The sequence below is a fragment of the Bradyrhizobium sp. USDA 4510 genome, assembly GCF_054059095.1.
This window is the reverse complement of record NZ_JBSSBT010000001.1, coordinates 2,545,768-2,557,372: the sequence shown is the minus strand read 5'-3', so window position 1 is coordinate 2,557,372 and position 11,605 is coordinate 2,545,768. Positions and strand designations below refer to the sequence as shown.

The 11,605-nt window shown below is 64.0% G+C and carries 10 protein-coding genes; all 10 read right to left on the bottom strand.

What is annotated here, in order from left to right; all coding sequences use genetic code 11:
• Positions 1–3: 3 nt before the first annotated feature.
• Complete coding sequence (locus tag ACVMDN_RS11300) at positions 4–2,292, bottom strand: VWA domain-containing protein (RefSeq protein ID WP_456835217.1); 2,289 nt, start codon at positions 2,290–2,292, stop codon at positions 4–6.
• Between the two features lie 14 nt (positions 2,293–2,306).
• Complete coding sequence (locus tag ACVMDN_RS11295) at positions 2,307–3,134, bottom strand: CbbQ/NirQ/NorQ/GpvN family protein (protein WP_051002629.1); 828 nt, start codon at positions 3,132–3,134, stop codon at positions 2,307–2,309.
• Between the two features lie 34 nt (positions 3,135–3,168).
• Positions 3,169–4,188: an alpha/beta fold hydrolase gene (locus ACVMDN_RS11290; protein ID WP_076833536.1), complete on the bottom strand. Its 1,020-nt coding sequence runs from the start codon at positions 4,186–4,188 to the stop codon at positions 3,169–3,171.
• Positions 4,189–4,222: 34 nt separating this feature from the next.
• The gene (locus ACVMDN_RS11285; RefSeq protein ID WP_076833534.1) at positions 4,223–5,557 is read right to left on the bottom strand and encodes a purine-cytosine permease family protein; all 1,335 of its coding nucleotides are present in this window, start codon (positions 5,555–5,557) and stop codon (positions 4,223–4,225) included.
• 95 nt (positions 5,558–5,652) lie between these two features.
• On the bottom strand, positions 5,653–6,690 hold the full coding sequence (locus ACVMDN_RS11280; protein WP_028331418.1) for an aliphatic amidase: 1,038 nt from the start codon (positions 6,688–6,690) through the stop codon (positions 5,653–5,655).
• A gap of 33 nt (positions 6,691–6,723) precedes the next feature.
• Positions 6,724–7,416, bottom strand: a complete 693-nt coding sequence (gene urtE / locus ACVMDN_RS11275; RefSeq protein ID WP_050386944.1) for an urea ABC transporter ATP-binding subunit UrtE — start codon at positions 7,414–7,416, stop codon at positions 6,724–6,726.
• Positions 7,409–8,161, bottom strand: a complete 753-nt coding sequence (urtD, locus tag ACVMDN_RS11270) for an urea ABC transporter ATP-binding protein UrtD (RefSeq protein WP_057015922.1) — start codon at positions 8,159–8,161, stop codon at positions 7,409–7,411. Before urtD ends, urtE begins: the two co-directional genes overlap by 8 nt.
• Positions 8,158–9,297, bottom strand: coding sequence for an urea ABC transporter permease subunit UrtC (gene urtC, locus ACVMDN_RS11265; protein ID WP_076833533.1), 1,140 nt, complete (start codon positions 9,295–9,297; stop codon positions 8,158–8,160). Before urtC ends, urtD begins: the two co-directional genes overlap by 4 nt.
• Before the next feature lie 16 nt (positions 9,298–9,313).
• Entirely contained in the window at positions 9,314–10,183 is an 870-nt protein-coding gene (gene urtB, locus ACVMDN_RS11260; protein ID WP_057015920.1) for an urea ABC transporter permease subunit UrtB, read from the bottom strand.
• A gap of 129 nt (positions 10,184–10,312) precedes the next feature.
• Positions 10,313–11,563, bottom strand: coding sequence for a transporter substrate-binding domain-containing protein (locus ACVMDN_RS11255; protein WP_456814224.1), 1,251 nt, complete (start codon positions 11,561–11,563; stop codon positions 10,313–10,315).
• Positions 11,564–11,605: the final 42 nt, after the last annotated feature.

Genomic DNA, 11,605 nt, shown 5'->3' with positions numbered 1-11,605 from the left:
CGTCTATTTCTTCAGTTCCGCGTAGAGCTGCATCACCCGTTGCGGCAACACCTCGATGCGCGGCACCCGGAGCGCATAGCGCTCGCCGAAAATCCGATCGAGCTGGGGAAATCTGTGCTCACCGATGCCGAAGGCAAAGATATCGGTGCCGCGCCGCCGCAGCTGCTGCGCGGCCCGGCGGGCGTCCTCGACGAGATATTGCGCATCCGGCACGTCGACGTCGGACGGCTCGCCGTCGGTCAGAACCAGCAGCACTTTCCGGAACGCGCGTCGTTCCGCGAGGTAGCCCCCGGCATGGCGCAATGCCGCGCCCAGCCGGGTGGAATGGCTGCTACCAAGGCCGGCTAGACGCGCGCGAACCACGGCATCCATCGGCTCCGCAAAGCCCTTGATGCGCAGATAGCGCACGCGCTCGCGGCCGTCGGAGCTGAAACCATGCACCGCGATCGCATCATTGGCGGCCTCGACCGCCGCCGCCATGATCGCAGCCGCCTTGCGTTCGACGTCGAGGACCGTCCGGCCGCGGCGGTCACGGTCGGCGGTCGATTGCGACAGGTCCAAGAGCAGCAGGATGGCGAGATCGCGCGGTCCCGGCGCATCGCGCTGGTAGACCCTGGGCTCGCTGATATTGCCGGTGCGCCGCTCGATTGTCAGGGCGATCGCCGCGTCGATGTCGAGCGCGTCGCCGTCGCGCTGGCCCTTGTGTCTGATCCGGCGGCCGATCGACGCGTCGCGGGTCAACTCCGTGATCCAGCGCATCGCGTCGGCGTCCGTCGAGGAATCGAAGGGCTGTGCGGAAACGGCGGCATCGGCTTCCAGAATCGTGGTCCAGTCCGGCCGCTCGGTACGCGCCGCATAGTCCCATTCCGGGTAGGTCGCGACCGGAAACCCGTCCAGCAGCGTTACCGCGCTGGCCTTCGCGCGCAGCGTCTCGTCCGGCCTGGCGTTGTCGTCGGCCGGCTGACCACCCGCATCGTCGCGCCGCTCGATCCGGACGGAATCGACGGCAAGTTCGATCGTCTCGGCCGGACTGTCCCGCTGGTCGCCGAAATCCCACAGCGCCAGATTGTCGTCGCGATAGGCAGGTTCGACGACGTAGCTCTTGGCGTTGAACTGCAGCCGCATCTGCCCGATGTCGTTGCCGAGCAAACCACCGATCTCGCGGCTGATGGCGGGATCGGTCCAGCGGCCGGCGGCAGCGGCAAACAGCGTCCGCCCCTTGGTCACCCACGCATCCGGATCCTGATAATCGGGATCGATCAGCGCCCGCGCCAGCCGCATCATCAGTCCGGCTGCGGTTGCCTGGCCGGCTGGCGTCGCGCTGTGAAATGGCAGCCACAGCCGGCGCAGCCCCGGCATCTGGTAGAGCGCCAGCGCCTCGACCCGGGCATCCTCGATCAGCGAGACCAGCACGATCTGCAGCGCCTTCAGTCGTCGCACCGGAAAGCGGACGGTGGAATGCACCAGATGCGCGCCGGCATGCGCGACCGCCGCGAGATAGACGGCGTCGGCCGCCTCGCCCTCGAAGCCGGGAAAGGTCTGCGGAAGACCGACGAGGCCGGCGGCGAGCGAGGTCCGCCGCGGCACCGGCGTCGGTGCAACGGCAAGTTTGCGGAAACGCGGCTTTCTGTTCCACAACGCGATCGTGGTTGCAGCGAGGCGCTTCTCCAGCCGCGCGAAATCATCCCCGCTCCGACCGGCTGCGAACAGCTGCGCCGAAAGCTGATCGTCGAGCGCGAAATAGGCGCGGCGGCGCGATGCGCGACTGCCACTGGCGCGCAAGCCAGCGGAGACCCACGCCGCAAACTCCTCGCCGCCGGCATGCGTCAGAAACTGCCCCAGCCGGCCGATCGCGAGCCCCGCCGACTCCGGCCCGGTGGCTGCGAGTTCGTCGAGCGCGGCGAGAACCGCGGTGAGTTCTCCTGCACCCGCAAGCCGGGGCAGCACCTTGGACAATTCGGTCAGCAAGGCATGGGCGACGCGGCTTCCGGCACCGCAGCCGATGTCCCTGACCGCGCGGCCGATCGCGATCAGATCATCGGCCGATCGCTGCGCCGGCCATTGCTCCGATAGACGCAGAAAACCCTGCACCACGGCTTGACCGAGATTGGCCTCGAACAGGGCGTGCACGGCCTCGTCCCAGACCGCCAGGTGATCGAACCAACCAGTTCGCTGCAGAGCGGTACGCGCTGTCTGCACCGCCGCAGCTACATCGTCATGGCCGCGCAAGAGTGCCGCAAGCCGACGTCCGGACCGGAAGCTATCGAGCGAACTGATTTGCGCGACCGCCACCTGCAATCTTCCACTTACCCACAGGCCGAGATCACGTCGCGCAACGTGTTCCTGGTGTCCGCATCATCGGTCAGGGGAACGACGATCGTGGTCTCGCAGGCCTTTTCGAGGCTGATGCCGCATCCGATCAGTCGGCCGGCATTGACCAGCATCCGGGTCGAGGCACCTTCGTCGAGCCCCTGGCCTTTCAGGTTGCGGCTGTGCTGGGCGATCTTCACCAGGAGATCGGCGAGGTTCGGCTCGATACCGGCTTCGCGCGACACCACCTCGGTTTCGGCCGGCCGATCAGGATAGCCGAAATCCAGCGCCGCGAAGCGCTGCTTGGTGGATTCCTTGAGGTCCTTGATCGCGCTCTGGTAGCCCGGATTGTAGGAAATCACGAGCTGGAAGTCGGAATGGGCGTGGATCAATTCACCGCGCTTTTCCAGCGGCAGCACACGACGATCGTCGGTCAAGGGATGGATCACGACCGTCGTGTCCTGGCGCGCCTCGACGATCTCGTCGAGGTAACAGATCGCGCCAAGGCGCACCGCTGTGGTGAGCGGCCCGTCGCTCCACACCGTGCCCTCTGCGTCGAGCAGCCAGCGCCCCACCAGATCCGCCGCCGTCATGTCCTCGTGGCAGGCCACCGTGATCAGCGGGCGGCCGAGCCGCCACGCCATATATTCGATGAAGCGGGTCTTGCCGCAGCCGGTGGGCCCTTTCAGCATCACCGGCATGCGGTTGGCATAGGCCGCACCGAACAGTTCGACCTCATCCTTGAGCGGCCGGTAATACGGCTCTTCCCGGATGCGGTATTGATCAAGCAGCAAAGCGGGATTGGACAAGCTCACGCCTCCCATGATCGCGCAGGCAGCCGTTCGCAACCGGTCGATATCACGATGCGAGCAGCTCCTTGAGCTTGCTGTCGATGAAGTCGACATCGACCGGATTGGTCCCCGGCCCGCCGGCGAAGTGGCCCCAGATCGACGGTACCGGCACGAGCTTGGCGTTCGGCATGTTCTCGACCTCGAACGCGCTGTCCTCCGGCGGGAAATAGAGATCGGTCTGACCCGGCATGACATAGGCCTTGGCCTTGATCGCCCGCAGCGCGGCCTTGAAGTCGCCGTTGTAGATTTCGTTGTCGCTGATGTCGCCGTGCTGCCAGGTCCACAGCATGGTCAGCAGGTTGTTGGGATCCTTCGGCAGGAAGAAGCCTTCCCAGAATGCCACCAGGAAATCCTCCAGCGACGAATAGCCCAGCGTCTTGATGTCGAGCTGCTCGCGATAGAAGGCCTGCGAAAAGCCCCAGCCGGCATAGACACGCGCGGCGGCGCGCAGGCCGCGGGCCGGCTTGTCGGTGTACCAGCCTTCCTTCCACGCAGCATCCGCCGTGAGTGCCGCCTTGACGCCTTCGAGGAACACGAAGTTGTGCCGCGAGCATTTGGCCGAGCCGCAGAACGGCGCCAACAGATCCATCATATCCGGATAGAGCGCGCCCCAATGGAACGTCTGCAGCGCGCCCATCGACCAGCCGACCACGAGACAGATGTGCTTGATGCCGAATTTCTCGGTCACCAGCCGATGCTGGGCGCGCACATTGTCATAGGCCGTCACCTGCGGGAAACGCGGTCCATTATACGGTTCCGGCGTGTTGCTCGGCGACGACGACAGCCCGTTGCCGAGCATGTTCGGAATGATAATGAAGTACTTTGCCGGGTCGAGCGCCCTGCCCGGTCCGATCAGCCATTCATTGTCGTAGTGCTGGCCGGAGTACCAGGTCGGATAGACGATGACGTTGTCCTTGGCTGCGTTGAGCTGGCCATAGGTCTTGTAGGCGAGCTTGCAGTCGCGAATGGTCGCGCCGCGCTGCAAGGTCAAATTGCCGAGATCATGGATCTGATAGTCGACGCTCATTGATGTACCCTTCTTGCTTGATCGAGCTGATCGCTTACGCCGGACGCGCCACCTTTTCAGTCGGAGAATCCACCCGTGCGATCGCACCGTACACGATGCCTGCGACCACTGCGGCGGAGATCGCAGTGGACAGTCCCGGCATCAGGTTTTCAACCGCAAAGGCAAACAGCGACCCGATGCCCCAGGCGATGAACGGCTTCGCACGCCAGTCGACGTCCGCGCGCGCCTCGGCCCGTAGCAGATACTGATCGACCAGAATGATCGCACCGATCGGCGGCACGAGGATGCCGAGCAGCGACAGCCACTGGATGAAGAACGCCCAGACATTGCCGGCAGCGACCAGGATGCCAAGCGCGCCGAGCACCACCGCCATCAGCCGCATATTGGTCCCGAGGATGCGCGACCAGCCGGTGGCCGCGTTGTACAGGCAATGCGAGCAGACCGAGCCGAGATTGGCATAGAGGAAGATGAATGCGAGGATGCTGAGCCAGGTGAGCTGCTTGCCGTTCATGTAGCCAAACATGTTGTCGACACCGAACGGGTTGGCGTTCGGCACGGCGAGCGCCGCCGTCATCACGCCGCCGACCAGCATCGCGACCAGATTGGCGAACGGAAACGCGCTGAACGTGGCAAACAGCGAGGACCGCGTGCTCGGCGCCCAGCGATTGAAGTCCGCCGTCACCGTGCCTGCGTCGATGAACAGCGCGAGCACCACCGTAAGCCCGACGCCCATCGACATGCTGGCGACGCCATTATTGCCGGCATAGCCAAAGATCGCCGCTGACGTCGTGGTCGAGGCGGCATCGGCCGCGACCCAGAGGCCGAGCACGACAAACAGCGGCACCGACGCCAACCCGATCCAGTGCAGTCCCTTCACGCCGACGAAGGTGATCCCGATATAGAGCACGCCGGCAACGATGGTCATCGCCACATAGTTGAGGCCGTAGGTTGAGGAGATCAATGCGCCGGTGATGCCGGTCTGCACCGCATACCAGCCGAGCAGCAGGGTCGACAGCAGACCCGATGCCAGCACATAGCCCTTCTTTCCGAACACGATACTCGCGATCAGCGCGAAGTTCATGCCTCGCCTCGTGCCGATCAGGCCGAGCGCGCCGACATAGGCGAACATGATCAGATTGCCGACGATCATCGCCACCAGCGCATTCTTGAACCCCATGCCCAGCACCAGCAGCGATCCGGTCATCGCGCCGGTGATGATCATCGGAAAGCCCAGCCACACCATCGTGACCGAGAAGGCGCTGCGCCGAGCGCTCATCGGTACCGGCTCGTGCTCGAATTCATGGCCGAGAAGGTCGTCGATCTGCCCTTCGGTCTGCTGAACCAGCCCGCTATTCGATTGACCGCTCATGATGTCCCCCCTGTTTCCTCCGCGAGGAAGTGTCCGCCGTTGCATCGAACCACGCCGGCGCGAAACATCGCGCCGGCGCCGATTATCGATGTCACTCAACGATGTGCGACTTTCTGGTTCGGAATGCCCTCGATCGGGCATTCGTCGGTTCCGACAGTCGGACGGGTCATGGCCTCGACCATTTCCCGGGTGCCCTCGGGGTCCGTGATCCAGTTCTTGTAGAAGGTGTAGGGGCAGACCGCGTGCCCCCGATCGCCGTCGCCGGAGTTGATCAGGCCGGTATAGCCGCGGTGCATCAGCTTGAAGAGATGGTTCTGCGACTGCATGTTGCGGCGGGCGTCGCGGATCAGCGACACCGAGAGCTGCGCGTACTGGATGCCGTTCTCCTCCGTGCCGCACTCGCCGAGCGTCCTTCCGTCGAAACCGATGAGCGCGGAATGGCCGAAGTAGGAATAGACGCCGTCGAAGCCAGAGGCGTTGGCGACCGCGACGTAGCAGTTGTTGGCCCAGGCCATCGACTTCGATATCTGGATCTGCTGCTCCTTGGCCGGATACATGTAGCCCTGGCAGCGCACGATCAGCTCGGCACCGCGCATCGCGCAGTCACGCCAGATCTCCGGATAGTTGCCGTCGTCGCAGATGATCAGGCTGATCTTCAGCCCCTTCGGCCCGTCCGAGACGTAGGTGCAATCGCCGGGATACCAGCCCTCGATCGGCACCCACGGCATGATCTTGCGATACTTCTGGACGATCTCGCCCTTGTCGTTCATCAGGATCAGGGTGTTGTACGGCGCCTTGTTGGGGTGCTCCTCATGGCGCTCGCCGGTCAGCGAGAACACGCCCCAGACCTTCGCCTTGCGGCAGGCGTCGGCGAAGATGCGGGTCTCCTCGCCCGGCACGGACGACGCCGTCTCGTACATCTCCTTGGAGTCGTACATGATGCCGTGGGTCGAGTATTCCGGGAAGATCACAAGGTCCATGCCCGGAAGGCCGAGCTTCATGCCCTCGACCATCTTGGCGATGTTGCGCGCGTTATCCAGCACCTCGGCCTTGGTGTGCAGGCGCGGCATCTTGTAGTTCACCACGGCAACGCCGACCGTGTCCTTGCTGCTCGATATGTCTCCATGCAACATGTCTCGACTCCCTTTCCTGAGCGATAATTCCCGCTACACGGCCATGTGCAGCTGGATGAGATCATCGGTGAGCTCACCGATCGCGCCCTTGGCGACGACGCGTCCCTTTTCGAGCAGCGCGAAGCGGTGAGACGCGCGCCGCGCGAACGCGACATTCTGTTCGACCAGCACGACCGTGATGCCGCGCTCGCGATTGAGACTGACGATCACGTCCTCGATCTGCTCGACGATGTTCGGCTGGATGCCCTCGGTCGGCTCGTCCAGCAGGATGACCTTGGGCTTGGCCAGCAGCGCCCGCGCGATCGCAAGCTGCTGCTGCTGGCCGCCGGAGAGATTGCCGCCATAGCGATTGAGAAAGTCCTTGAGTACCGGAAACAGCTCGAGCACCCACTCCTCGATTCCGTTGGCCGATTTCGCCGCGAAGGTTCCGAGCGTCAGGTTCTCCCGCACGGTGAAGCGCGGCAAAATCCCGCGGCCCTGCGGCACGTAGGCAATACCGGCCTTGGCGCGCTGATAGGTCCGCAGCGGCGAGATGTCGGCACCGTCGAGCGATAGCCGTCCGGTGCACCGGTCCATCAGGCCGAGGATGCTGCGCATCAGCGTGGTCTTGCCGACGCCGTTGCGGCCGAGCACCGAGAGGAATTCGCCATTGCCAACCATCAGGTTGATGCCCTGCAGGGCGCGGCTGTTGCCGTAGAAGGCGTCGACGTCGGTCAGCTCAAGCATGGCTGATGCCTCCCGATCCGAGATAGGCGCGGCGCACTTCCGGATGCGCCTCCACTTCCGCCGCGGTGCCCTCGGCCAGCATCTGGCCCATATGCATCACGGAGATGATGTCGCCGATCGCCTTGACGAAGCCCATGTCGTGCTCGACCACGATCAGCGTGTGCTTGCCCTTCAGCCGTGCGAACAGTTCGGCGGTCTTGCGGGTTTCCTGCGCCGTCATGCCCGCGGTAGGCTCGTCCATCAGGATCAGCTCGGCGTCCTGGGCGACCAGCATGCCGATCTCCAGCCACTGGGTCTGACCGTGCGACAGATAGGCGGCCGGCCGGTCGAGCTGCTCGGTGAGCCCGACCAGCTCGGCCAGACGCTCGACATGCTCGCGTCCTGAATTGCCGATGTTCCAGCGCAAATTGCCAAGCACGGAGGTGCGACGCGCCCGCGCCACTTCGAGGTTCTCGGAGACCGACAGCTCGCGGAACACGCTCGGCACCTGGAATTTGCGGCCGACGCCGGCGCGGGCGATTTCGTATTCCTCAAGATCCTGCAGCGCGGTGCCATCGAAGCTCACCGTGCCGGCGCTCGGCTTGACCTTGCCGCAGATGATGTCCAGCGCGGTGGTCTTGCCCGCGCCGTTCGGCCCGATCAGGCAGCGCAGCTCGCCCTTGCGCACGCTCATGTTGAGTGAATTGAGCGCCTTGAAACCGTTGAAGCTGACCGACACGTCGCGGAGATCGAGATGGGAGCTCATGTGCTGCCCTCCGTCTGGCCGACGCCTTGCGCCACCCCGCCCGCGGCCGCATGGCGGCGCTGCACGATCCAGCGCAGCACGACCTGCGCAAGGCCGGCGAGCCCCTTCGGCAAAAACAGCACCACGAGCACGAACAGCGCGCCCATCACCAGCGTCCAGGTTTCCAGGAACGCCGCTGACTCCGACAGCGCGCCCTGCATGCCCGCCACCAGCACTGCGCCAAGGAACGCACCGACCAGGCTCTGCCGGCCGCCGACCGCGCACCACACCACCACCGAAAGAGAGAGCTGCACGCCGAGGAAGGTCGGCGAGGCAAACTCCATCACCACCGTGTAGAGCATGCCGGCAAGGCCCGCGATCGCCGCCGACAGCGCGAACACGAAGATCTGGTAGAGCGCGACGTCGTAGCCGAAGTAGCGCACCCTGCTCTCATGGTCGCGGATCGCCTGCACGATCAGTCCGGCCTTGGTTCTCGTGAAGGCAAAGGCGACAAGCAGGCTGAGCAGGACACAGCTGGCCACGAGATAATAGGTAGCCCGGCCATAGGCATCGAACGCGACGCCGAAGATCTCGAGCTGGGCGAGATCGGTGATGCCGTTGAAGCCGCCGGTGTAGCTCTGCTGGTCGATGATCACGAGATTGATCACCACCATGGTGGCGAGCGTGATGATCGAGACATAGACGCCGGTGACGCGGCCCCGGAACATGAACCAGCCGAGCGCCGCCGCAACCAGCGCCGGCACGATCAGGCCCGCGGCGATCGCGAAGGTCAGCGAGCGGAACGGCTCCCAGAACCACGGCAAATGCTGGACATTATTCCAGACCATGAAGTCCGGCAGTCCGCTCGCTCCGGTGTGCACCGGGACGGTCTTGAGCTTGAGCGCCATTGCCATTGCGTAGGAGCCGAGCCCGAAGCTCATCGCCTGGCCGAGATTCAGGATGCCGCCGAATCCCCAGGACAGCCCGAGCGACACAGTAAGGATGCCCAGCACCAGATAACGCGCGACCTTGTTGAGCAGGAAGTCGTTGTTGAGCAGCACCGGCAGCGCGAACACCACGGCAGAGACAATGAGCAACGGTGCAAGCTGCGCGATCAGGCGCTGCAATCCGCTGGAGTTAGGAACATGCGACGGCATAGATGAGCGATCTGTCTCAGGCCCGCACGCGTGCGGTGAAAAGCCCCTCGGGGCGGAAACGGATGAGCACGACGATGGCGAGCAGCACGATTGCCTTGGCCACCGTGTCGTTCTGCAGGAAGGCAATGCCGCCGGAGAGCTCGCCGAGGATGAAGGCGCTCGCCACGGTGCCGGCGAGGCTCTGCACGCCGCCGAGCACCACCACCATGAAGGCATCGACTACATAGCCGGTGCCCATATCGGGCGACACGCTCTTCAGCGGCGACACCAGCGCGCCAGCCAGTCCCGCAAGGCCCGCACCGTAGGCGAAGGTCAGCGCATAGACCCGTTTGGCGTTGATGCCGAACGAGGCAGCGACGGAACGGTCCTGGATGATCGCGCGTAGCTTCATTCCGACCGTGGTGCGGTTCATCAGCAACCAGGTCGCCACGAACAGTGCGATCGACACCACGAACAGGAACACCCGATAGGATGATACCGAGATGCCGAACACGTCCATGCTGTCGGACAGCGCCGGCGGCAGCTGCACGTAGCGCAGTTCGCTGCCGACCATCAGCCGCACCGCCTGCTGCAGCATGATGCCGACGCCCCAGGTCGCAAGGATCGTGTCCAGCGGCCGGTTGTTGAGCAGGCTCAGGACGTAACGCTCAATGACCCAGCCGAACGCGGCGACCACGAAGAAGATCGGCACCAGGCTCGCGAGCAGGCCGAGCCCGAGATAGGTATGGAACACCCAGGCCGCGTAAGCGCCCAGCATCACGAACTCGCCATGGGCGAGATTGATGATGCCCATCGAGCCGTAGATGATCGACAGGCCCAGCGCGACCAGCAGCAGGATCGATCCGATGCTGAGGCCGGTGACGATTTGTTCGATGAATTGGTCCACGTCGGGATCCGCTTTCGATGTTCGCGTTGTGCGCCCTGCCCCTCGCCCCCGTTCGTGCGAGAGGCAGCATTCGTTTCGGGACGCTGGCCGCCGGCGCCGCACGCCGACGGCCTTCGTCAGCCCCCGTCGTCAGCTCTTCTCGACCAAGCCCTTCTCGGTGCATGACTGTCCGGGATAGGCCGCGTAAGGCACCGGCTTCAGCCACTCCTTGGCCTCGACGAGAATCTCGAACTGTCCGTTCGACTTCGCCTGCGCGATCTTGGGCCACAGCCAGGTGTGCAGGTTCTCCGGCTCGATCCGGACCTTGCCCTGCGGTGCAATCACTTCCTGGCCCTTGACCGCGTCGCGGATGTTCGGCGGCGTGAGATCGCTGGTCGCGAGCTTCTCGACCGCCTGCTTGAACAGGTAGGTCTGGAAGTAGCAGGCCTCCGACACGAAATGCGTCACCTTGTCGGCGCCCCAACGCTTCTTGTAAGCCTCGACGAACTTCTCGTTCTCCGGCGACTTGTGCACCATGAAGTAAGGCGCCGAGGTGAAGTGACCGGCGGCCGCCTCGCCGCCCATCGCAGCGACTTCGTTCTCGGAGGTCGTGAGACTCGCCATCGGCATCTTCTCGGGATCGAGGCCGGCCGCCTTGTACTGACGATGCAGCGCGACCACGGAATCGCCGACCACGGTAGAAAAGATCACGTTCGGCTGAGTCGAGCGGATCTTGTTGATGACGGAAGAGAATTCGGAATGGCCGAGCGGCACATATTCTTCCGCCACGACCTCGCCGCTGAGTTTCTCAAGCAGCTTCTTGCAGTAGTTGTTCTCTTCCTTCGGATAGATGTAGTTGGAGCCGATCAGGTAGAACTTCTTGCCGAACTTCTTGACCAGCCAGGGCACGAACTCGTCCTGCTGCTGGTTCGGCACCGCGCCGGTGTAGATGACGTTCTTCGAGCACTCGCGGCCTTCATAGAGCGTCGGATACCAATAGAGATTGTTCTGCCGCTCGAACACCGGCAGCACCGCCTTGCGGCTTGCCGAGGTGTAGGAACCGAACACACTGACGCATTTGTCGCCGACGACGAGCTTGCGAGCCTTCTCCGAGAAGGTCGCCGGATCGGACGCGGGGTCCTCGACGATCGGCACGATCTTGCTGCCCTTGATGCCGCCTGCGGCGTTGATCTCCTCGATGGCGAGCAGCGTCGCCTTGTTGAGCGATTCCTCGATGATCGCGGTCGTTCCCGTCAGCGAGAACAGCACGCCGACCTTGATCTCGCCGCCGGCGGCGTAAGCGAGGTCGGCGTTCTTGATCCAGATGTGCGGCAGTCCGGCGCCGGCAAACGCGCCCAGCGCCGCGGTATTCCTCAGCAAAGTCCGCCGTGAAATGCTCATCCCTAGCTCCCTTCAGGACTGAAAAAACAAAAAGCCCTCCCG